The sequence below is a fragment of the Hafnia sp. HMSC23F03 genome, from assembly GCF_001816025.1.
GTDB lineage: Bacteria > Pseudomonadota > Gammaproteobacteria > Enterobacterales > Enterobacteriaceae > Hafnia > Hafnia paralvei.
Window position 1 is genome coordinate 127,353 of record NZ_KV824234.1, and the last position, 23,615, is coordinate 150,967.

20 protein-coding genes are annotated in these 23,615 nt (G+C 48.3%); 14 read left to right on the forward strand and 6 right to left on the reverse strand.

Features of this window, described 5'->3' with window-relative positions:
- The first annotated feature begins 28 nt into the window (after window positions 1-28).
- On the forward strand, window positions 29-301 hold the full coding sequence (locus tag HMPREF3091_RS17170) for a hypothetical protein (RefSeq protein WP_070717399.1): 273 nt from the start codon (window positions 29-31) through the stop codon (window positions 299-301).
- Window positions 302-360: 59 nt separating this feature from the next.
- On the opposite strand, the gene tehB is transcribed toward HMPREF3091_RS17170, so the two are convergent.
- Window positions 361-975: a tellurite resistance methyltransferase TehB gene (gene tehB, locus HMPREF3091_RS17175; RefSeq protein WP_035502252.1), complete on the reverse strand. Its 615-nt coding sequence runs from the start codon at window positions 973-975 to the stop codon at window positions 361-363.
- 208 nt (window positions 976-1,183) lie between these two features.
- Complete coding sequence (locus tag HMPREF3091_RS17180; RefSeq protein WP_070717400.1) at window positions 1,184-2,971, reverse strand: methyl-accepting chemotaxis protein; 1,788 nt, start codon at window positions 2,969-2,971, stop codon at window positions 1,184-1,186.
- A 254-nt stretch (window positions 2,972-3,225) separates the two neighbouring features.
- Between HMPREF3091_RS17180 and HMPREF3091_RS17185 the strand changes: the two genes are divergently transcribed.
- Together HMPREF3091_RS17185 and HMPREF3091_RS17190 are read left to right on the forward strand one after the other, a co-directional pair.
- Window positions 3,226-4,413 (forward strand): sugar transporter, encoded by a 1,188-nt coding sequence (locus HMPREF3091_RS17185; RefSeq protein WP_004089672.1) that lies wholly within the window; start codon window positions 3,226-3,228, stop codon window positions 4,411-4,413.
- Between the two features lie 21 nt (window positions 4,414-4,434).
- Entirely contained in the window at window positions 4,435-4,902 is a 468-nt protein-coding gene (locus HMPREF3091_RS17190; protein WP_070717404.1) for a tetratricopeptide repeat protein, read from the forward strand.
- Here the strand turns inward: HMPREF3091_RS17190 and HMPREF3091_RS17195 are convergent.
- Window positions 4,892-6,355, reverse strand: coding sequence for an aminotransferase-like domain-containing protein (locus HMPREF3091_RS17195; RefSeq protein ID WP_070717407.1), 1,464 nt, complete (start codon window positions 6,353-6,355; stop codon window positions 4,892-4,894). The genes HMPREF3091_RS17190 and HMPREF3091_RS17195 overlap by 11 nt on opposite strands.
- 180 nt (window positions 6,356-6,535) lie before the next feature.
- On the opposite strand from HMPREF3091_RS17195, the gene HMPREF3091_RS17200 reads away from it, so the two are divergent.
- Window positions 6,536-6,742 carry a DUF1127 domain-containing protein gene (locus tag HMPREF3091_RS17200; protein ID WP_083321455.1) on the forward strand — a complete coding sequence of 69 codons (207 nt, stop codon included), beginning with the start codon at window positions 6,536-6,538 and terminating at the stop codon, window positions 6,740-6,742.
- A 67-nt stretch (window positions 6,743-6,809) separates the two neighbouring features.
- Here the strand turns inward: HMPREF3091_RS17200 and HMPREF3091_RS17205 are convergent, their stop codons facing one another.
- Complete coding sequence (locus HMPREF3091_RS17205) at window positions 6,810-8,813, reverse strand: peptidase U32 family protein (RefSeq protein WP_070717410.1); 2,004 nt, start codon at window positions 8,811-8,813, stop codon at window positions 6,810-6,812.
- A 623-nt stretch (window positions 8,814-9,436) separates the two neighbouring features.
- On the opposite strand from HMPREF3091_RS17205, the gene HMPREF3091_RS17210 reads away from it, so the two are divergent.
- From HMPREF3091_RS17210 to tus, 3 genes are all read left to right on the forward strand, one after another.
- Window positions 9,437-10,192: an FNR family transcription factor gene (locus tag HMPREF3091_RS17210; protein ID WP_035502416.1), complete on the forward strand. Its 756-nt coding sequence runs from the start codon at window positions 9,437-9,439 to the stop codon at window positions 10,190-10,192.
- Window positions 10,193-10,414: 222 nt separating this feature from the next.
- Window positions 10,415-11,374: a universal stress protein UspE gene (gene uspE / locus HMPREF3091_RS17215; RefSeq protein WP_070717411.1), complete on the forward strand. Its 960-nt coding sequence runs from the start codon at window positions 10,415-10,417 to the stop codon at window positions 11,372-11,374.
- Between the two features lie 207 nt (window positions 11,375-11,581).
- Window positions 11,582-12,514 carry a DNA replication terminus site-binding protein gene (tus, locus tag HMPREF3091_RS17220; protein ID WP_070717414.1) on the forward strand — a complete coding sequence of 311 codons (933 nt, stop codon included), beginning with the start codon at window positions 11,582-11,584 and terminating at the stop codon, window positions 12,512-12,514.
- 21 nt (window positions 12,515-12,535) lie between these two features.
- Here tus and fumC read toward each other — a convergent pair whose 3' ends face one another.
- Window positions 12,536-13,936: a class II fumarate hydratase gene (gene fumC, locus HMPREF3091_RS17225; protein WP_070717419.1), complete on the reverse strand. Its 1,401-nt coding sequence runs from the start codon at window positions 13,934-13,936 to the stop codon at window positions 12,536-12,538.
- 198 nt (window positions 13,937-14,134) lie between these two features.
- Here fumC and manA point away from each other — a divergent pair, with 198 nt between their 5' ends.
- On the forward strand, window positions 14,135-15,310 hold the full coding sequence (gene manA / locus HMPREF3091_RS17230; RefSeq protein WP_070717422.1) for a mannose-6-phosphate isomerase: 1,176 nt from the start codon (window positions 14,135-14,137) through the stop codon (window positions 15,308-15,310).
- Between the two features lie 213 nt (window positions 15,311-15,523).
- On the forward strand, window positions 15,524-17,020 hold the full coding sequence (locus HMPREF3091_RS17235) for a YdgA family protein (RefSeq protein ID WP_070717425.1): 1,497 nt from the start codon (window positions 15,524-15,526) through the stop codon (window positions 17,018-17,020).
- 65 nt (window positions 17,021-17,085) lie between these two features.
- Here HMPREF3091_RS17235 and malI read toward each other — a convergent pair whose 3' ends face one another.
- Window positions 17,086-18,117, reverse strand: a complete 1,032-nt coding sequence (gene malI / locus HMPREF3091_RS17240) for a Mal regulon transcriptional regulator MalI (RefSeq protein ID WP_004089652.1) — start codon at window positions 18,115-18,117, stop codon at window positions 17,086-17,088.
- Between the two features lie 241 nt (window positions 18,118-18,358).
- On the opposite strand from malI, the gene malX reads away from it, so the two are divergent.
- The 5 genes from malX (at window position 18,359) to add (ending at window position 23,430) form a co-directional block, all read left to right on the forward strand.
- A complete protein-coding gene (gene malX, locus HMPREF3091_RS17245) occupies window positions 18,359-19,954 on the forward strand; it encodes a maltose/glucose-specific PTS transporter subunit IIBC (protein WP_004089650.1) in 1,596 nt (531 codons plus the stop codon).
- 87 nt (window positions 19,955-20,041) lie between these two features.
- Window positions 20,042-21,217, forward strand: coding sequence for a MalY/PatB family protein (locus HMPREF3091_RS17250; RefSeq protein WP_070717428.1), 1,176 nt, complete (start codon window positions 20,042-20,044; stop codon window positions 21,215-21,217).
- A 235-nt stretch (window positions 21,218-21,452) separates the two neighbouring features.
- Window positions 21,453-21,722 carry a type II toxin-antitoxin system TacA family antitoxin gene (locus HMPREF3091_RS17255; RefSeq protein ID WP_004089646.1) on the forward strand — a complete coding sequence of 90 codons (270 nt, stop codon included), beginning with the start codon at window positions 21,453-21,455 and terminating at the stop codon, window positions 21,720-21,722.
- 3 nt (window positions 21,723-21,725) lie between these two features.
- A complete protein-coding gene (locus HMPREF3091_RS17260; RefSeq protein ID WP_070717430.1) occupies window positions 21,726-22,250 on the forward strand; it encodes a GNAT family N-acetyltransferase in 525 nt (174 codons plus the stop codon).
- A 181-nt stretch (window positions 22,251-22,431) separates the two neighbouring features.
- Window positions 22,432-23,430: an adenosine deaminase gene (gene add, locus HMPREF3091_RS17265; protein ID WP_070717433.1), complete on the forward strand. Its 999-nt coding sequence runs from the start codon at window positions 22,432-22,434 to the stop codon at window positions 23,428-23,430.
- The last annotated feature ends 185 nt before the right edge of the window (window positions 23,431-23,615 follow it).

Consider the following 23,615-nt stretch of genomic DNA (forward strand, 5'->3'; position numbering starts at 1 on the left):
AGTCATTCATTCCTCTCTGAGGTGTTATATGAATACTTTTGGTTTGACTCGAACCTATGCAGGAATATTGATTGTCGAAAACTGTCGCTGTGCGCAGTACGATCATATTGAGGAAAACTTCCACCTCGCCGTGCAGAAATATAGCTATTTGGTGCGGCCTGGAGAACATATTGATGGGCCAGAATGGGTGAATCGAATTCAGCAACGAGGATCAAACCACAATATTGATCACCTTCTTGCGGCTATTTTAGCCATGATGCATAGTGACCCAGAAATCGAACATGAATGTGTTTACTATTAATCTTATATGGAGCTTTAGCTCTCATTATGCCGCGCTAAAGCTCCCCTCATTACCGCACGTTAATTCACTTTTTTAGCTAGCATGGTCGCAAAGCGCATTTTAATGCGATTACCATTGGCATCTATGCGATGTAATTCGCCCACATCTTCGTTATATTTTGCAAACTCCCAGCCCGCATAGTAATTACGCAGTTCATCCGGTTTGAACGTAAACGAGAATGGTACGCTGCATGGGTAGTCTGGGCTGTCTACGGCAGCAACAATCAGGTTGTAGCCGCCGACGCGGGTGCTGGCCTGCATGTTTTCGATAATGGCAGGGATTTGTTGGCGGTCGAGAAACATAAAGACCACGGTGGAGAGGATGAAGTCATATTCTCCGCTAAAACGCTGGGTGTTGAGATCGACTTCATGGGCCGAAATATTCACCAGCCCTTCCGCCTGAATAACCTCATTCAGGCTAGCGATACTCATCGGATTTTTATCCCATGCGGTGACATCAAAACCTTTCGAATTTAAATACAGCGAATTACGTCCGCGGCCACAGCCGAGATCTAACGCTTTACCCACCGGAACAATTTTAGCGGCGTTTAACACTTCGGAATGCGTAGCTGTCAGTTGATATTTGCGAGTGTAATAATCGCCATCACGAGCGGTAGTGTTGTTATCTGAGTTCATTAGGGTATCCATATCAATTACCAGAATTAATCAGGTAATTATCCCTCATTCTGTCGATAAATGCTTCCCTGCGTCGGCAAGTTCACCATTCAATGACAACCTCACGGAAAAAATTGTTAACCCCGTAGCCGCAGTAAACATTAGGCCTGACTATCGGCATGATATTTATATCTAGCACACCACTAGTCAGGCCCCTACTCGTATTTCTTTAGACGTTGAACTGGCCTACCGCCCCCACCAAATCATTGGCCTGAGACAATAACGCCCCCGAGGCTGCGGTTGATTCTTCGACCAGCGCTGCGTTCTGCTGCACCATAGTATCTAGGTGAGTCACGGCTTTGTTGATCTCATTGATACCACGCATTTGTTCATCGGCCGCGTTGGTGATTTCAGACATAATTGCCGTCACTGCCGAAACGCTGGTGACAATATCGGTCATGGTATCGCTGGTTTGGCGCACCTGTGTTGATCCCGACGACACGCTGCGTACCGTTGATTCAATCAGGGTTTTAATCTCTTTCGCCGCCTGCGCACTACGCTGTGCCAAGGTACGAACCTCTCCTGCAACCACGGCGAAACCACGACCCTGCTCACCGGCTCTAGCCGCTTCCACCGCTGCGTTTAACGCCAGAATATTGGTTTGAAAAGCGATGCCGTCAATCACGCCGGTGATATCGCCAATTTTACCGGAGGCGGTTTCAATGGACTGCATGGTGTTGATCACCTTAGCTATCGCTTCTCCACCGCGTGAGGCATCGGCTGAAGCCGATTGTACAGCGCTGTTAGCCTGCTTAGCCGCGCCAGCGGATTGAGCCACCGTAGACGAAATTTGCTCCAGTGCGGCGGAAGTCTGTTGCAGATTTGCCGCAGCGGATTCGGTTCTGCTTGAGAGATCTTGGTTTCCTGAAGCAATCTCATTAGCCGCTACACGCACAGACTCGCTGCTATTGCGGATTGTTTTCATCACCGCGCTAAGCTTATCAACAAAGCGGTTAAAAGCACCGGCGATTTGCGATACTTCATCTTTGCCATCCGTGGGTAAGCGCTGGGTCAGATCTTCTGTACCGGAGCTGATCGCATCCATGGCATCCCGAATACGGATAAGCGGTTTTAGCGCGCGCTGGGCAATCACGCCAATGATGACGGCAGCAATCACGATAAGCACTAACAGCGTGACTAATGACGTTGTCAGCAGAGAACGCATACCCGCCGTGGCCTCAGTTTTGTCCATTGCTACCACGGTAAACCATGACGTTCCCGCGACAGGCTGAGCCAGCAGCAGTTTTGCACTACCGCTAATTTCTGACTCAATCGGCGTACGGGCATTCAGCAAGCGTGATAAATCCAACGTCGGCGCGATGCTGTGAAGCGATTTTTGAGTCAGAGATTCATCCGGATGCGCCATAATGTTGCCTTCGGAATCAATCAACATGCCGAAACTGCTGTCTGTTGGATGAATTGAGCGAACGTTTTCGATAACGCTGTCCATCGTCACATCCCCCTCGACCACCCCTTTAAGCACCCCATTTTCAATGCTAGGTGCCGCAAAGGTGACCACCATTTTCTTGGTGTTAACGTCGATATAAGGCGCGGTAATAATCGGTTTACCTGCTTTTACCGCTTGTATATACCAAGGTCGAGTTGTTGGGTCATAGCCTTCGGGGACGCTGTTCGGTACCGATGAGATATCAATTTTATTCGGATAGCCAATATCGATTCCCATAAAGTTACCGCCGTTGGCAACCTGCACCATCAAGGGCATCGGGTCTGGAGAGGTCACGTGCGGTGTCAATGATGCTACCAGATGACTTTTGCTAGCCACCCAATCGGCGATAGCACGGTTGTGACTGGATGAAACGGCTTCGAGAGTACTGTCTATCGCGCTGTTATTGTACTTATTCGCGATGGAATAGTTGAGATAGGTGTTAATACTGAGAGAGCAAATAACAATGGCGGTGGAGGCTGCCAGAATACGTGAACGGATAGAGTCGAACATGATAGCTTGCCCTGATTAGAAGAGAGATATGCCAGACTTATGCTTTTTATTAAAACAGCTCACTAAATAACGGCCTAAAAAATTAAAACTTGAGTTATTTACACTATAAATAAATTAAACCATATTAATCAGCAGAGTAACCGTTCTCATCGTCGCGGCTTTCCATCGGCCTATCACCTATAAATCCTGAGCATTTAGCAGTATGATGCTTCCCACTGCTCTATTTTCTCCATTCTCCTAACTTAGTAAGCGCAATGAATAAAACTCCTGTTTCCCGTAAAACCGCATGGTTAAGGGTGATTACCCTTGCGGTAGCTGCCTTTATTTTCAATACCACCGAATTTGTCCCCGTTGGTTTACTGTCGGATATTGCGGCTAGTTTCTCGATGAGCACGGCACAGGTTGGTTTGATGCTGACCATTTACGCATGGGTGGTTGCGCTGATGTCTCTCCCATTCATGCTGATGACCAGCCAGATGGAGCGGCGTGGGCTGCTGGTGAAAATATTCGTGCTGTTTATTGTCAGCCACGCGCTTTCGGTGGTGGCTTGGAATTTCTGGATTTTAGTGATTTCACGAATCGGCATTGCGCTTGCCCATGCGGTATTTTGGTCTATCACCGCCTCTCTGGCGATTCGCTTGGCCCCAGCGGGGAAAAAGGCGCAGGCGCTGAGTTTGCTGGCGACGGGTACTGCATTAGCGATGGTTTTAGGTCTGCCGCTCGGGCGAATCATCGGGCAATATTTAGGCTGGAGAACCACGTTTTTGGTCATCGGTATTTTGGCCACGATAACGCTGATCTGCGTACTTAAATTACTGCCTAAACTGCCAAGCGAGCATTCAGGCTCGTTGAAAAGCATCCCGATTCTCGCTCGTCGCCCCGCGCTACTGTGCTTATATGCTTTAACCGTGATTGTGGTGACGGCACACTACACGGCCTACAGCTACATCGAACCCTTTATTCAAACCGTGGCATCCATGAGCCAAGGTTTTGCCACCATGCTGCTATTGATTCTCGGCGCGGCAGGGATTATCGGCAGCGTGCTGTTTAGCATATTGGGTAATAAACACCCTACTGCACTCATTATTGGCGCCATTGTGCTGCTGGCTTTAAGCCTGTTGCTGCTATTGCCTGCCGCTGCGAGTCCACTGTGGATTGCCCTGCTTTGCGTTGTGTGGGGCGTGGCCATTATGACCATCGGTTTGGGAATGCAGGTAAAAGTTCTGGCAATGGCACCGGATGCGACCGATGTCGCCATGTCACTTTACTCGGGCATTTTTAATATCGGCATTGGCGCAGGCGCTTTGCTGGGAAATCAGATCAGCATTCATTTCAGCATGGCAAACATTGGCTATATTGGTGCAGCGCTGGCGGTGGTTTCCTTGCTGTGGTGCGTGTTTATCTTTCGCCGCTATGCCGAAGTAATGGCTAAAGGCTATTAATACTGACTGGATGGGGAGCTTATGATTTTATCGGCTTTGAAGGCACAGAACTATGCATTGGCACTGGATACGGCAGAAGCTGAGTTAGCCATTATCCCCAATTCAGCACTGAACCACTATTATGCGGCATGGGCGTGCGATGGTTTGGGACAAGAGAACCGGGCAATCCCTCATTATGAAAAGGCCATTGCACTGGGATTGCCCGACGCTGATTTAAAAGAGGCTTATTTAGGGCTTGGCAGTACCTATCGCGTGACCGGCAATTATCAGCAAGCCTATGAACTTCTCACTCAGGCCGTGGCGCATTTCCCGAACGACCGTGCGCTACAGGTGTTTTATGCGCTGGCGAAATACAGCATGGGCGATGCAAAAAGTGCGCTGCGTGACACCCTGTTGTTACTCACTAGCACCACGCAGGACGACGGGATTCTGGCTTATCGCAAAGCGATCGATTTTTACGCACAAGATTTGGATTTTATCAGCGATTAGTGCCGTTTTGACGGGCTTCTCCCGCCATTTGCAGCTGGCATTCCAACATGGCGCACTCAACCGCCTTAGCCAGTTTTTGCAAACCTTGGTCGACTTTATCGCTATAGGGCAAACCGTAATTTAATCGCAAACAATTTCGATATTTACCCGATGCAGAGAACAGCGAACCGATAACAAACTGTACTTTCGCTTCGCTGAGCTCAAGGCTTAAACGCACGGAATCAAAATGTTCTGGCAGTTCAATCCACATCACGAATCCTCCTTGAGGGCGACTGACGCATATTCCGCAAGGGAAATACTCCCTCACTCGACAGGTGAATTTCTCTAGATTCTGCTGATAATATTTGCGCATGCGGCGTAGGTGGATTTGATACCCTCCAGCCTTGATAAACTCGGCAATGGCTAACTGTGGATGCGAAACCGAGGCGCCAGTCCCGGTATATTTCATGTAAACCACACGATCAAAATAGCGGCCTGGTGCAATCCACCCCACACGCAGTCCCGGAGCAACCGTCTTCGAGAAAGAACTGCACAGCAGGACTCGACCATCCATATCCAGAGATTTAATCGTGATAGGTCGAGGATACTCAAAGGCTAAATCACCATAGACGTCATCTTCAATAATGGCGATGTCATATTCTTGAGCCAAACACAGTAATTCGCGCTTTCGTGGCTCAGGCATGATGAAACCCAAAGGATTATTGCAGTTAGGTACGAGCATCACCGCTTTAATTGGCCACTGCTCAAGCGCCAGTTTGAGCGCTTCTACGCTGATCCCCGTGCTTGAATCGGTTGGTATCTCAATCACTTTTATTTCGGAACCACGTAGTTTTTGCATAATCCCATGAAACGCAGGTGATTCCACCGCAACGATATCGCCTGCCGAACAAACCGCGCGAATCGCTACAATCAGTGCTTCATGACAGCCATTCGTAATAATGATATCGGCAGGATTTAAATGACATCCTGAATCGATGGCCAAACGCGCAACCTGTTCGCGCAGAGCGTAAGAGCCATACACGGGATCGTAGTTCAATACTCGACGGTCTTGAGACTGCATCAGCCGTGTCATCGCTTTCCATAACGGAGCCAGCGTGGACTGACTCATATCCGGCGATCCGCTGCCGAAAGGAATGGCATCGCCATCGGGTTCTTCATTCAGGCGGTCGAGAACACATTCCCATTGAGTTATTTCAACAGGACGCTGCGCTGGCCGACTGATCGCCGGTGCAGGCGGAGTATGTTTGCGTGGTGTAACATAATATCCCGATCTTGGCTGCGGTCTGATGAGCTGCCTATCTTCAAGCAAATGATACGCCTGTTGCACGGTGCTAATGCTGACCGAATGTTCCTCACTCAACGTGCGAACCGATGGCAAACGCTCACCGCTTTGATATAGCCCCGCTTCAATTCGTTGTGCTAATAAGTCGGCGAGGTGTTGATAGCGCGTCATGGTGTCCCCTTGATTCGTGGTGTGAGATTCAAACCGTCTAAAACCAGTACAGTTGCCTGTGATTTTGACCATTCAGATCGCATAATGCGCAATCTGTATGTTAAATAATAGTTATTTTTGTATCTGTGACCTGTATTCGCTTCGCGCAATGATAGATCTATCGAAACAGCGAGGAGCAACATGATGGGATATGATGAAAACCAAGCCAAGAAACCCTTTTTACAGTCGCCGTTTTATCTATTTTTCATGGGACTGTATCAGCATTGGCAAACGTGGCGTATGCGGAGAAAGGCGTATTACGCTTTACATCGTATGAGTGAGCAGCAGCTGAAAGATATTGGTCTATCCTGTGCGGATATTGACAATATCACGCGTCAGAGAAAATAGTCATGGGTATGACTCAAGCCTCTCTACACACTGGAGAGGCTTGAGCCGAGCACAGATTGGCAAGTGTCTAGCGACGAACTTTAGCTTTTGTTACGCTGGCTGATTTGCTTGGCAACGTTTTCATCAACTCTTCAGGTGAAACCGATGCAACAACGCTGCCTGGTAGCGGCATCTTCAAAATGTGATTTTTAATTTTGCCGATCACATGCATTTCACACGGTTTACAATCAAATTTGAGCGTTAGCACTTCATCCTGATGGATTAACTGCATCGGTGATGCGCGCCCTTTCACCCCCTGCACGCCTTTCGCCTGTTTAGGACACAAATTAAACGCGAATCGCAGACAGTGTTTGGTAATCATCACCGGAACGTCACCTTTCTCTTGATGTGCCTCATAGGCCGCATCAATCAGTTGGACGCCGTAGCGCTGGTAAAATTCACGGGCTTTATGGTTGTAAACGTTAGCTAAAAACGTCAGGTGCGTTTCGGGATAAATCGGTGCCGGTTCGGAAACGGCTTTACGACTGCCGCGCTGATACGCATGTAAACGCGCCTCGGTCAGCATATCGATAGTTTCGCGCCGTAGCTGATTGAGCAAACCATTAGGCACAAAATATGCCGCAGGCAGATTGATTTCGATCCCCTGAGAGAAATAGATGCTCTGCCCGAGTTTCGCCAAACCGTCATGCAAATTGCTGAAGGCTTTCTCTGGCTGATTGGCCACGTCGAAGTAACCTTCTAATGTTTGGGTTACGCTAACGCCGTCTGCGGCGGTGGCGGTTAACATCAGCTGGTTTTGATTACCTTTTAGACACAGTTTGACGCCGATGCGTCGCTCACTCGACGTTTTCAGCAACGCTTGCTGCCAATTGTGGTCCAGATTGCGGTTCAGCGGATGGTGAGGACGAATATTTTTCAACGCATCCAGCATCTCGTTAGGCCATACGCGGAAGCTGTTGGCCGCGATTTTTTCCACTTTGCTCGCCCGAAAACCGACGATATCGCGCTTAATTAATACGTTCAAACCATCGCCATTAGTCAGCGGCTCTGTCACGCTGACATCGACATGATCTTTACCAACCTTCAGAATTTCACCAATCGGTAAACCAACGAATTTTGGCGAATCAAACGCGCCGATATCCATTTTACGCTGATTGACAAAGTAATCGGTGCTGCCACGGTGAAAGGTTTTATCTGGGGACGGCACGAAGAAATGCTCGGTGCGCCCCAGAGATGCCGGCGCCAATTCCGGGCGTTCGTTCATAATCGCGTCGAGGTGCTGGCGATAATAAGCCGTGATATTTTTCACATAGCTCATATCTTTGTAACGCCCCTCAATCTTGAAAGAGCGAACGCCCGCGTCAATCAGTGCGATGAGATTTTGGCTCTGATCGTTGTCTTTCATCGACAGCAGATGTTTTTCATAGGCGACCACGCGCCCCTGATCGTCTTTCAGCGTATAGGGTAAACGGCATGCCTGAGAGCAGTCGCCTCGGTTTGCGCTACGCCCTGTCTGGGCATGGGAAATGTAGCATTGCCCTGAGTAGGCAACGCACAGCGCACCATGGATGAAAAACTCCACGGTCGCATCGATGTTATCGCTGATATTTTTAATCTGACTGAGGTTTAGCTCACGCGCTAAAACGATCTGCGAAAAGCCCACATCGGATAAAAACTTGGCCTTTTCTACGCTGCGAATATCGGTCTGCGTACTGGCGTGCAATTCTATTGGCGGAATATCCAACTCGAGGATGCCAAGATCTTGCACGATGAGCGCGTCAACGCCGGCGTCATACAGTTGATGAATCAACAGGCGCGCGGGTTCTAACTCTGCATCGTGCAAAATGGTGTTGAGCGTGACAAAAATTTTTACGCCATACCGATGGGCAAAAGTAACCAACTCGGCAATATCGCTCAGCGAGTTGCCCGCATTATGACGTGCGCCGAAATCCGGCCCGCCGATATAAACGGCATCTGCGCCGTGCAAAATAGCCTCACGCGCAATAGCAACATCGCGCGCAGGACTGAGGAGTTCAATTTTATTCTTGTGGGACACATCGCTTCGTAGCATGGATTAACCGTCTTGGTGAAAAGGCGAAAACGTGGCTATTGTAGTCTGGAATTCTCACTTCACAAGGAAACCTCACCAACATTGCGTGATTCTTTTCGGACATTTTCCGATTCAGATAAATAATCAAAGATCGGCCAGATATATCTTAATGGACTAAGTGCGTGTTACCCACGTTTGCTTACATTTTACTTTTGGTTTTTTTAAGGTATTGCAGTGTGACTTTGAGCAAAAAAATAATTTTTAAACCAATTATTAATGCTGCATTGAGTGAGTAGCGAAGATATTTATTCATTTGCGACAAATTATTAACGTATTTTTTTTAAGACTGCCGCTAAGCCGCACCAGCCTTGTGTTTCTTAAGTATCCTGTAAAGAAGAGCTCAAAACATTGACCTCCATTTTATTTGCTATTTATTAACAAGAAAAACAAGGCGCACAAATAAACACAACATATCCACCCTCTTATTGTGACGTTGTCACATAAAACAAACTCAATTTCGGTCACATTTCCTAAAATTATGTCCACTTAATCGTCAAATTATCGTTTGGATCAACAACAGGGTTTATTCTCTCCCCTAAAAGATGTTAAAATTGACCAATATCAATATTGCTTGGGCATTACCTATGATTCCGGAAAAGCGCGTCATTCGTCGTATCCAGTCTGGCGGTTGTGCGATCCATTGTCAGGATTGCAGCATTAGCCAGCTGTGCATTCCTTTTACTCTCAATGAGCACGAGCTGGATCAGCTTGATAACATCATTGAGCGTAAAAAGCCGATTCAGAAAGGTCAGGCGTTGTTTAAAGCCGGTGATGAGCTGAAATCGCTGTATGCCATTCGCTCCGGAACCATTAAGAGCTACACCATCACCGAGCAAGGTGATGAACAGATTACGGCTTTCCACCTGGCAGGCGATCTGGTGGGATTTGATGCCATTGGTAATCAGCAGCATCCAAGTTTTGCTCAGGCACTCGAAACCTCAATGGTTTGCGAGATCCCGTTTGAGACTCTGGACGATCTGTCGGGCAAAATGCCAAGCCTGCGCCAGCAGATGATGCGTTTGATGAGCGGTGAGATTAAAGGTGACCAGGACATGATCCTGTTGTTATCAAAGAAAAACGCCGAAGAACGCTTGGCGGCTTTTATCTATAATCTCTCCCGCCGTTTTGCTCAACGTGGTTTCTCTCCACGTGAGTTCCGTTTGACCATGACACGTGGTGATATCGGTAACTATCTGGGACTGACCGTTGAAACCATCAGCCGTCTGCTGGGTCGTTTCCAAAAAAGTGAAATTTTAAGTGTGAAAGGTAAATACATCACCATTCAAGATGTTGATGCGCTTTCGCTGTTGGCTGGCAATCCCCGCGCAACCAACGAGTAATTGTTCAGAGACTCATTGTTCAGATAGTTTTCTGAATGATATTAAACCGGGTCACTAATTTCTAACGGATTTTTTCCGATTAGTTGATCCGGTTCTCTTCTATCCCCTACTTTGTTTTCCCATGATGGTTTACTCTTAATCTGTAAGGCCTATTGTTGTATTTGTCCCATGGACGATAAAACAGTGCAATGCACACATTATTTGGGTTAGCGAGGAGGCGGTATGGCGAAGTATCAGAATCTTCTGGTGGCTATTGATCCCAATCAGGATGATCAACCGGCGTTGCGCCGTGCTGTTTATCTGGTCCAGCGAAATGGCGGACGTATTACGGCATTTCTGTCTATCTACGATTTTTCCTACGAAATGACGACCTTGCTCTCGCCCGATGAGAGAATGTCGATGCGCCAAGGTGTTATCAGTCAACGCTCTGCGTGGATCAAAGAGCAGTGTCGTTACTATTTGGAAGCGGGTGTGCCTATTGAAATCAAGGTGGTCTGGCATAACCGTCCATTCGAAGCCATCATTCAAGAAGTGATTAGCGGCAAGTACGATTTACTGCTGAAAATGGCACATCAGCACGATCGCTTAGAAGCCGTTATTTTCACCCCAACCGACTGGCACTTGCTACGTAAATGCCCTTGCCCTGTTTGGATGGTAAAAGATCAGCCTTGGCCACAGAACGGCACCGCTCTGGTGGCAGTGAATCTATCAAGCGAAGAACCCTACCACGATCCTCTCAATATTAAATTGGTGAAAGAATCACTCGAACTGGCAGAGCATGTTGACCATACCTCTTTGCATTTGGTCGGTGCCTATCCCGTCACGCCAATTAACATTGCTATCGAACTACCTGACTTTGACCCAAGCATTTACAACGATGCCATCCGTGGGCAGCACCTGCTCGCCATGAAAGCGCTGCGTCAGAAATTTGGTATGAAGGAAGAATGCACTCACGTAGAGAAAGGCCTACCTGAGGAAGTGATCCCTGATGTGGCAGAGCATCTGAACGCTGGCGTTGTCGTGTTAGGTACTTTAGGCCGCACTGGTATTTCAGCGGCATTTATTGGCAATACCGCAGAGCATGTCATCGACCATCTGAAATGCGACTTGTTGGCGATTAAGCCTGACGGTTTCCAGTCACCCGTAGAACTGGACGGCGACGATGAACATGATGATGAATGAGTACCGATAGATCTTTATCAAAACCTCCGTTTTACGGAGGTTTTTGCTCTCCTACGCCAGCCTTCCCTCCGCTGTTCAGCGCAGTTTATTCTTTGAGATACCATATACCACGTTAGTTAACTATTTTCTGCGGAGCTACAGACGGTGTCTTTTTTATGACTTACATTGTATGTTGTAACTAAATAACCATGGAATAAAAGGTGCGCTATGTCTGCTAACCATGTCATTGATCGAATGAACGTTTGCTTCCACCAGCTTGAGCAAGGCCTGATGGAAATCGACGCTGTGCTTAAATCACTGACACCTTTGCAAGCGAACGTCTTTCAATTGCCTGATATCGAAAAAGGTAAAGAGCATGACGAAGTCACCCATATTAGCGTTATCCCTTGCTCGGGTGAATCCGCATTTGATGCAGGATTACAGCATTTTCGCCGTCTGTTCATTCACCATCATGCACAGCATATCAGCAGTAAAGCCGCGGTGCGCCTTCCCGGTGTACTCTGCTACTCCGCCACCTATTCACAGGTGAAATCCACCAGCGCCCTTATTAGTGAGGTTAACCAGCTCAAAAAACAGTTGGAGAAGATCATTGCCGTAGAGTCCGGCCTCCCCCCCGAGCAACGCTTCGAGTTCGTTCACGCTCACCTTAAAGGCTTAATTACACTGAGCGCCTATCGATCGCTAACGGTATTACATAACCCAACCACCGTGCGTTTTGGTTGGGCAAATAAGAGCGTAATCAAAAATATGCAGCGCGATGAGGTCATTGCTCGCTTAGAGAAAAGTTTGACCGCCAATCGTTCGGTTCCGCCCTATTCTCGCGAACAGTGGGCTGAGCTGGTGAGTCAAGAATTAGAAGACGTCATGCGTTTGCCTGAAGGGGTTAAGCTGAAGATAAAGCGGCCGGTAAAGGTTCAGCCCATTGCACGCGTTTGGTATCAGGAGGAACAAAAACAGATACAACATCCTTGTAGCATGCCGTTGATTTCCCTAACGGATGAGTTTAGCGAAACACCGGTTCCCCTGCTGGGCGATTTAAACGACTACGACGCGGACAATATTCAGGTAAAACACCGTCCGCGCGCAAAGAGGCTTGAGCTCTTGATACCCCGTTTACATCTTTATCGAGAACTGGAATAAAGTGACAACGTCACGAAAGTATCATGATCTAATGGTGCTCCCCACCATGTCTTGTGGTTTAACCCATTCGTCAAACTGAGCCGCCGTGACATAACCCAGCATCAGGGCAGACTCTTTGAGGGTTAAGCCCTCGTGGTGAGCCTTTTTAGCAATTTCAGCCGCTTTATCATAGCCAATATGGGTGTTAAGCGCGGTGACTAGCATGAGCGACTCATTCAATAACTGATTGATTCGAGGCCGATTAGGTTCAATTCCACGGGCGCAATGTTCGTTAAAGCTTTCCATTCCATCGGCTAGCAAGCGCACGGATTGTAAAAAGTTATGAATAACCAGAGGTCGAAAGACGTTGAGTTCAAAGTTCCCCGAAGCACCTCCGATATTCACCGCAACATCATTCCCCATCACCTGAGCACAAAGCATAGTAACGGCTTCACACTGAGTGGGATTCACCTTTCCCGGCATAATGGAACTACCCGGTTCGTTTTCAGGAATACTAATTTCGCCGATACCACAACGTGGCCCAGAGGCCAGCCAGCGAACATCATTGGCTATTTTCATCATCGATGCGGCCAGACCTTTCAGCGCACCGTGAGCCTGCACCAAGCCGTCACAGCTGGCCAATGCCTCAAACTTATTCGGAGCCGTCACAAAATCACAGCCGCTCAGCTGAGCGATCGCTTTTGCCACCCGCACAGCGTATTCAGGATGCGTATTAAGTCCTGTCCCAACCGCAGTCCCTCCCAAAGCCAGCTCATAGAGATGTTCAAGCCCGTATTCAAGATGCTTTTTACTGTGTACGAGCATCGCAACCCAACCTGAGATCTCTTGCCCAAGCGTTAATGGCGTTGCGTCCTGCAAATGTGTACGACCGATTTTCACGATGTCGCTAAATTGCTCTGATTTTTCCTGCAAGGTTTGTATCAATACATCCATCTGCGGCAATAGTTGCTGACGGATTGCCACCACCGCCGCCACGTGCATCGCGGTTGGAAATACATCATTCGAGCTCTGACTTTTATTCACGTCATCATTGGGATGAACTTTACGCTCATTGCCACGTTCTCCGCCCAATAATTCGCTGGCGCGATTCGCCAGAACTTCGTTCATATTCATATTGCTTTGCGTCCCCGAACCGGTTTGCCACACCGCGAGCGGAAATTCCTGATAACGAAAACCGTCAATAACTTCCTGCGCGGCCTGCATGATCGCCTCGGCTTTCTCTTCGCTTAATAAACCAAGATCTAGGTTCACCTGCGCCGCAGCTTTTTTTACCACCGCCAACGCATCAATTAACGCCTGCGGCATTTTCTCCACCGAAATACGGAAATGTTCCAATGAGCGCTGCGTTTGAGCGCCCCACAACCGCGCCTGAGGAACATCAATATCGCCCATAGAGTCTCGTTCAACGCGCATAGCTGTCATATTTTCTCCTTGGTTATAAATACCTAACTCCGGTGAATGGTTAGCTCATTTAATGAGTATAGCGTTATATCAACTGGTTAGAATGTGAGAGCTCGTCTAATTTCTTACATCAATATCCTTGCGTCAGGTGCGCTATCTCCTGTTTACTTATCGCAATCACTTTATAATTCGCTTTAACTTCACCTTAGGTTGATACCAATGCAAAAGATGATCAATGCCGTACAAAACTATGCTTGGGGTAGTCACGACGCACTCAGCAAGCTTTATGGTTTTCCAAATCCAGATAACAAACCCATGGCCGAACTCTGGATGGGCGCGCATCCACTAAGCAGCTCCAAGGTTTTAGATAAAAATGGTCATAAAGTGTCGCTGCGTGACGAAATCGCCAAGGATCTGAATGGCAATTTAGGGAATGCGGTGGCAAAACGCTTTGGTGAGCTGCCGTTTTTGTTCAAAGTTCTCTGCGCAGCACAGCCTCTCTCAATTCAAGTACACCCAAGCAAACATGCTGCCGAAGAAGGCTTTGCGCGTGAGGAATCGGCTGGAATTGCAATCAATGCCGCAAACCGTAATTACAAAGATCCTAACCATAAGCCTGAATTGGTCTATGCCTTAACCCCATTCAAAGCAATGAACGGGTTCCGCGAACTGACTGAAATCGCGCAGTTGTTACAGCCTGTAGCCGATGCTCACCCAGATATCGCGCAATTTATCCAACATCCCGATGAACAGCATCTCACCGCGTTGTTCGGGAATTTGTTAAGCATGACGGGCGAACAAAAAGCCCATGCGCTTAGCGTACTTGCCGAGGCGCTCAACCATCAGCAAGGCTCCGCTTGGGACGCCATTCGCCGTATCGCCCAGGTCTATCCAGACGATAGCGGGCTGTTCTCGCCATTGCTGCTCAACACCATCGATTTAACGCCGGGACAAAGCATGTTCCTGTATGCCGAGACGCCGCATGCCTATTTAAACGGCGTAGGGTTAGAGATTATGGCTAACTCCGATAACGTGCTGCGCGCAGGCCTAACGCCGAAATATATCGATGTTCCTGAACTGCTGGCTAACGTGAAATTTGTGCCTAAACCGGCGAACTCACTGCTGACGACGCCGGTTATCACTGGCAACGAAACGCGCTTCCCTATTCCCGTTGAAGACTTTGCCTTTGCCGTACACACGCTGACCGACGCACCACAGTCCTTAGCGCAAGAGAGTGCCGCAGTGCTGTTCTGCATTGAGGGCGAAGCAACATTAAGCAAAGGTGAGCAGCGTATTACGTTAGCACCGGGAGAGTCTTGCTATCTTCCCGCGAATGAATCACCGGTGACCGTCCAAGGACATGGACAGTTGGCTCGTGTATTTAACGAACTCTGAGCACATAAGAGGATAAACGAGGCTAAAACCCTCTTTAGAAAATTCTCTTTTCTTAGCTAATTCAGATTAGTATTTGCTAATTGGCGTTGTTTACCGCCACAATAAAAACGCCTGCGGGCGTTTTTTGTTTATGCTCGCCACAAATTTTTTGATACGCCGTTGATGGGATGTCTCCCTGCGGCAGCACATTCAAGGCTTAAGGAAGAACTCAATATGAAAAAATCAGCTGTCGCGGTCGCGGTCATCGTGGTTTTAGGTGCCGCTTGGACTGGAGCCTCTTGGTATACCGGCAAGCTCATTGAGCAACGTATGACGACTGAGGTCGAGAACGTTAATAGCCAGATCAACAACTATTTCCCTAAAGCGGGTTTAAAACTCAGCTACGAAGACTATAACCGTCATCTGTTCTCCACTGATGTGCGCTATATTCTGCAAAACGATCCGAGCTTCAAAGGCGAGCCAAGCCTAAAAGCCGGTGAGCAGATTGTCCTGAAAGAAACCATTACCCACGGCCCATTCCCTACCGCTCAGCTGAAAAAATTCAACTTTGTGCCAAGCATGGCCTCTGTACATACCGAATTAGAAAATACGCCAGCGGTAAAAGCGCTGTTTGATGCCACGAAGGGTAAATCGCTGATCGATGCTGATACCCGCATCGCCTACAACGGCGATACGCAATCGAAAATTACGCTCATTCCTGTCGACTACGCGAAAGATAAAATTTCGGTAAAATTTGACGGCGCAGTGATTAACGCAGACGTAGCTAAAGATCTGTCCTCGCTGAAATTCGATATGAACAGCGATAACGTAGCGATCTCTGCACCAAATGAGATGAACCAGCAAGAGCAAATCACTCTGCAAGGTTTCACGATGGAAAGTGATAGCCATCGCGGCAAGTTCGATCTGAATATCGGCTCACAGAAAATGAATGCCAAGCATCTGTCGGTGTCTGTCGATGGTAAAGAGTCTGCAGTGTTAGATGGCTTCAAACTAGACGCTAACATGGGTGAAGATGATAAAAACCTCAATGGCGTTTTGAACTACACACTTGATGCACTAAAAATCAGCGGCAAAGATTTTGGTCAGGGCGCATTAACGCTGAAATTTAGCGGTGTTGATGGTAAAGGATTAAAAACCTTTGCTTCACAGTACAATGATTTTATCAATCGCCAACTGGCTCAGGGCGATGATCTCGATCCTGATGTATATCAACAAGAATTAGCGGCGCTGGTTGAAAAGAATATGCCAGCCCTACTCGCCGGTAATCCAACGCTGAATGTACAACCTCTAAGCTGGAAGACCTCTCAGGGCGAAAGCCAGTTTAGCTTGGATCTCAATCTTGTGAATCCTCAGCCTCAGGCAGAAACCACCGACGAGCCACTGATGTTGCAGTCCATCAAAAAACTGGATGCAAAACTGGCTATCTCCATGCCAATGGCGACTCAGTTAGCGTCTCAAGCAGCAGAATTAGAAGGTTATAACGCTGAAGATGCAAAACGCTTAGCGGGACAGCAAATTCAAGGTATTTCAGCCATGGGCCAAATGTTTAAACTGACAACCCAGAAAGACAACATGATTTCTAGCAGCTTCAGCTATGCGAATGGTCAAGTTGATTTGAACGGCACCAAAATGCCTCTCGCTCAGTTTGTTGGCCTGTTTGGCATTTTAGGCGGCATGCAGGATCAGGGCCAAGCCCCTGCGGGAAATTAATCGCCGTCACTGAACGACGCCTACAACGTAAACGGCCCCGATTGGGGCCGTTTTTTACGGATATCTTACGCAGAACCTCTGGCAATCAGTTTTGGCGGCAAAATAATATGTTGGATCTGTTCATCTGGTGCATCAATGCGCTGTAGCATACGATTTGCCGCGCTATAGCCAATTTCACGCGCAGAACTACTGATGAAGGTCAGAGGCGGATCGGTAAGTTCGGCTTCAGGCACATCGCCAAATCCTATTAATGCGACCTGACGCGAATAATAGCTTTCGTTTTCGTCTTTACCGACGCTATTCCCCATGCCGACCACGCCAAAATAAGCACCCATGGCAATAGAGGCTTTATGACATAAAATGGCAGTTATTTTAGGGTGATGATTTAACAGAGTTTTAGTGGCTTCTGCCGCAGCCTGTTGCTTACAGTCACACTCGACAACCCATTCGGATTTGAACGGCAGACCATATTGGATCAATGTTCCACAGAATCCACCTAAGCGCTCAGCACGCGTAAGCGAGCTGCTTTCCCCTCCCAGATAAGCGATCTGACGATGGCCATGCTTGATGAGATATTCCGTCGCAATCTTTGCCGCCTGAGAGTTATCAGGACGAATGACGTCGATATCATCAAATTCGCTGGCACGTGCGGCACAAACCAGCGGCAAATGCATTTCTCGCGCTTTTTGTTTCATCTCATCACTGAGAAAACGCCCACTGCCAACGATAATGCCATCAACGCCATAGCCGCTGAGACTATCTAAGCAACGCGCTAAGTTGCGCCCATTTTTCCCACACTGGGTAAGAAACAGCACTTTTCCCTGCGCTTCAAGAATTTCACTGATTCCGGCGGCGACTTCGGCATAAAAAGGCTCGCTGATATCACTCACAATAAGGCCAATCACATTCGACACACTTCCTCGCAGCATGGCGGCCTGCTGGTTGCGCACATAACCCAATGTCTCAATGGCGTGATTGACACGGCTGCTGGTTTTATCAGAGATCCGCCCTTTCCCGCTGAGGACTAAAGACACAGTGGTCACAGACACGCCAGCGTGTTGTGCAACATCGGTGATAGTGATTTTTTTAGAGTTCATGCCGTTTTTATTCACTTATGGGTAGCTTATCGAGCTCAGTAGCATGCTTATTTTACCTTATTTTTTAGTAAAACATTTAATCCGATCTCGCATAATTCACATTAACACGGATACTGAGAACTGTGATCAGGCGTGTGGTTTTGTTTGGTAAAACGTTTTATCTTCTTTTACCAGAATTACTTAAAGTCCGTCGATAGTTTTACACGTTATAGCGTTCAAGGATCTTTCATCAGGAGTTGTCATGCCCACTCAGACCAAACAAAAAATCACGCTGTGGGAGTTTTTCCAGAGTCTCGGAAAAACCTTTATGCTGCCCGTGGCACTGCTGTCTTTCTGCGGCATTATGCTGGGAATTGGTAGCTCGCTGAGCAGCCGTGATGTATTAACGTTATTACCCATGCTGGATAATGCCCCACTCCAGTTGCTGTTTACTTGGATGAGCAAAGTCGGCTCTTTCGCATTCAGCTTCCTGCCAGTGATGTTTGCAATCGCTATTCCGCTAGGTATGGCGCGCGAAAACAAAGGCGTCGCGGCGTTTGCCGGTTTTGTCGGTTTTGCCGTATTTAACCTGGCAACCAACTTTTATCTGACCACCAAAGGTATTTTACCCACCGTTGATCCTTTGGTGCTGAAGGCAAACAACATCCAAAACATCATCGGTATTCAGTCTATCGACACCGGTATTTTGGGTGCAGTGATCGTCGGGATCGTGGTTTATCTGCTGCACGAACGCTTTAACACTATTCGTTTACCCGATGCGCTAGCCTTCTTCGGCGGTACTCGCTTTGTGCCGATCATCACGACGTTGGTGCTTGGCCTGTTAGGCCTGCTGGTGCCATTGATTTGGCCTTGGTTCGCGATGGGTATCAACGGACTCGGCAAGCTCATTCATAACGCAGGCGTCTTCGGCCCCATGATTTTCGGCTCCGGCGAGCGTCTACTGCTGCCGTTTGGCCTGCACCATATTCTGGTGGCGTTGATCCGCTTCACCGAAGCTGGCGGTACCATGGACGTCTGTGGTAACAGCGTTAGCGGCGCATTGACCATTTTCCAAGCGCAGCTTTCTTGCCCTACGACTCACGGCTTCTCCGAGAGTGCGACACAGTTCCTTTCTCAAGGCAAAATGCCTGCATTCTTAGGGGGATTGCCGGGTGCTGCACTGGCGATGTACCACTGTGCCCGTCCTGAGAACCGTCATAAAATTAAGGGTCTGCTGATCTCAGGCGTGGTTGCCTGTGTGGTTGGCGGGACGACTGAGCCGCTGGAATTCCTGTTCCTCTTCGTCGCACCATTCTTGTATGTGATCCATGCTATTTTGACCGGTTTGGGCTTCACCATCATGTCAGTGCTGGGTGTGACTATTGGTAATACCGACGGTAACATTATTGACTTCGTGGTCTTCGGTATCCTGCATGGCTTACAGACGAAATGGTATCTGGTGCCGGTGGTTGCAGCAATTTGGTTCGTGGCCTACTACGCGATCTTCCGTTTTGCGATTACTCGCTTCAATATCAAAACGCCGGGACGCGATGTTGATAACAGCGCGACTAGCGAGAAATCGGCTAAAAATGCCACTTCCAGCAAGTCTGGCTACGATGTGCCGGGAATTTTGACCGCCTTAGGGGGAGCCGAGAATATTGTCTCGCTCGACAACTGTATTACCCGCCTACGCCTGTCGGTTAAAGATATGTCGTTGGTTGATGATGCAACGCTGAAAAATCTCCGTGCAATTGGCGTCGTGCACTTAAACGAGCACAATTTACAGGTTGTAATCGGGCCACAGGTACAGTCTGTCAAAGATGAATTAGACTATCTGATAGCTCAGCCGAGTGCGTAATCTTTATCATTGATTCGGGGCGCTAAGCGCCCCGCTTTATTTATCTAATCCCTCATTCGAGCAGATATCATAAAAGGCGAATGAAATATGTTTGATTTCTCTAAGACTGTTGACCGTCACGGCACTTGGTGCACCCAGTGGGACTATATTGCCGATCGATTTGGTGCCAATGACCTGCTGCCATTCACCATCTCCGATATGGATTTTGCAACCGCTCCCTGTATTACCGAAACATTAGAAAAACGCATTGCGCACGGTGTTCTTGGTTATAGTCGCTGGCAGCACGAAGATTTCCTTGGTGCGCTACGACACTGGTATGCCAAACGCTTCAACAGCGCCATCGATACCGACACTGCGGTTTATGGCCCTTCGGTCATCTATATGGTCGCCCAGCTCATTCGACTTTGGTCTCAACCAGGCGAATGCGTGGTAACTCATACCCCCGCCTACGACGCGTTCTATAAGGTAGTATTAGGTAATCAACGTCAGCTGCTCTCTTGTCCATTGAAACAAAAAGAGGGCGAATGGTACTGCGATATGGCTCATCTGGAAGCACTGCTGGCACGTCCACAGACCAAGGTGCTTTTATTGTGTAGTCCGCAAAATCCAACGGGTAAAGTTTGGACGCAGGCCGAACTGCAAGTCATGGCCGAGCTCTGCGAGCGCCATGACGTTAAAGTGATTAGTGATGAAATTCACATGGATATGACGTGGGGAGAACACCGTCATACGCCTTGGAACGAAGTGGGGAAAACACCGTGGGCATTGCTTACCTCAGCCTCTAAATCGTTCAACATTCCCGCGTTAACCGGTGCCTATGGCTTTATCAACGATCCTGCGACTCGAGATGCTTATTTCCTACAGTTGAAAAGTAAAGACGGCCTTTCCTCTCCCGCCGTACTGGCGGTGGCAGCGCATATTGCCGCCTACCGTGAGGGGCAACCGTGGCTGGATGAGTTACGCGGTTATCTTCAGGCTAATTTAGAATATGTTGCCCAAGAGCTCAACGCTGCCTTCCCACAGTTGAATTGGAAAATCCCGCAGGCAACCTATCTGGCATGGATCGATCTGCGCGTGCTGGGTGTCGATGATCAAGAGCTACAGCGCATATTAATTGACGAAGAGAAAGTCGCGATCATGCCAGGTTTTACCTACGGTGAAGAAGGTCGCGGATTCGTGCGCCTCAACGTAGGCTGCCCACGCAGCAAAGTTGAACTCGGCGTACAAAAGCTGATTTCAGCCTTAAATAAGTTAGTTAAATAACCCTGCCGAAAATCCCCCGCCGCGCATATCGGTGGGGGTATTCCCCCAGTTCGATAAGCATTCCATTTGTTCAACAAATCGACTTACCCGTTGAAAGATGTCTCGATCGCGCTTATAGTGAGCGTACGGAAATTTTCCGTACAGTATCATTCAAGTTTGGCTTCTTTTTTGACTCAAAGAGAGCTGAAACAATAAGTCTGACAGTGACTAAACACCCACTGTCGAGGAGTACATCATGACCGCCCTGAAAAAACAGCGTATCGATCTCAGACTCACCGATGACGACAAAAGCAAGATCGAAGAAGCTGCAGCAATGACCAACCAAACTATCACTCAGTTTATGGTTGCTAGCGCCGCGGAACGTGCAGAGGAAGTCATTGAGCAGCATCGCCGTCTCATTCTCAACGATGAGTCGTGGAATCTGGTGATGGACGCTATCAGTAATCCGCCAGCCCCGAACAATCGGCTGAAACGAGCAGCGAAACGTCTAGATAGCATGGAGTAAAACATGCCAGATCTCGCTATTGAGATTTTTTCGAAAGACGTCGAATATGATTTTGCTCATTTCGACTGTGGCGAAGAATCTCTCAATATATTCCTTACAGAGCATCTTGCCCGCCAGCATAACGCTCGAATTTTACGGGGTTATTTGCTGGTCACCAAAGAGGCAAAGCCTAAAGTCGTAGGGTATTACACGTTATCCGGCAGTTGCTTTGAGAGAGAAACCCTTCCTTCAAATACACAGAAACGGAAAGTACCTTATGCCAACGTGCCCAGCGTCACCTTGGGACGATTGGCTATTCAAAAAGAGTTGCAGGGACAAGACTGGGGAACAACGCTGGTAACCCATGCTATGAAGGTCATCTATCACGCATCACTGGCGGTCGGCATTCATGGTATGTTTGTTGATGCCCTTAATGAAAAAGCAAAGCGGTTCTATCTTCAACTTGGTTTTATTGCGCTGACAGGCAATAACGCAAATTCATTGTTCTACCCAACAAAATCCATCGAAAAGCTGTTTGAAGACGAATAAGTTTCACCTCTCCTTCGTCATCATATCAAACACTGTGTTTATATACAGCACCCCGTAAAACGGAGACTTTCGGCGATTATTTGTGATTAACATCACATTTTTATGCAACTCACTAGTATTTTGCAGTGTATTGTTTTTATACTGTTACGCACTTTATCCAGAATAACTGAGAGTGCACATCATGATCGATACCCGCCTTCCTCTGACTGACATCCACCGTCACCTCGACGGTAACATTCGTCCACAAACTATTCTGGAACTGGGCCGCCAGTTCAATCTTGAACTGCCCGCCGAAGAGCTCGAAGCCCTGCGCACACACGTACAGATTACGGATACTGCGCCAGACTTAGTCAGCTTTTTGCAAAAACTCGACTGGGGCGTCGCCGTGCTAGGTTCTCTCGATGCCTGTCGCCGCGTTGCCTATGAAAACGTTGAAGATGCGCTGCGTGCGGGTATCGACTATGCAGAACTCCGCTTTTCTCCTTACTACATGGCAATGAAACACCAATTACCCGTTCAGGGTGTGGTTGAAGCCGTTATTGACGGCGTGCGTTCGGGCGTGCGTGATTTTGGTGTTGAAACTCGCCTGATTGGGATTATGAGCCGTACCTTTGGTGAAGACGCCTGCCTAAAAGAATTAGATGCCCTGCTTGCCTGTCGCGAAGGCATTACCGCACTCGATCTTGCCGGTGATGAACTCGGCTTCCCAGGCTCTCTCTTCCTGAGCCACTTTAATCGCGCTCGCGATGCAGGTTTACGCATCACGGTACACGCCGGTGAAGCTGCAGGGCCAGAAAGTATCTGGCAAGCGATCAATGAGCTGGGCGCTGAACGCATCGGCCACGGTGTTAAAGCGGTTGAAGACGCAAAGCTGTTAGATTACTTGGCAGAGAAGCGCATTGGCATGGAGTCATGTCTGACCTCTAATATCCAAACCAGCACCGTTGCTTCACTGGACAATCACCCACTAAAAACTTTCCTGCGCCACGGTATTCTGGCTTCAATTAATACCGACGATCCTGCAGTTGAAGGTATCGAGCTGGCACATGAGTACAATGTTGCTGCACCGGCCGCAGGACTGACGCAGGAAGAGATCCGCACCGCGCAGATAAATGGCTTAGAGATGGCGTTTATTTCTGATGCGGAGAAGCAGGTATTGCGGGATAAGAAGTTGGGGTGAGAACTGTGTGTAAGGTTTCGTACGCCTAATACACTGAAATCTACATGAGAACTGTGTAAGGTTTCGGACGCCTAATTTTTCGTACGCCTAAGGCATCGAATATCACATAAGCCTTGTGCAGGCGTCCGTGTGCAGGCGTCCGAGTCGGGGAGCCAATCGCTGCCCCCCGACACCCCAGCTTGGCA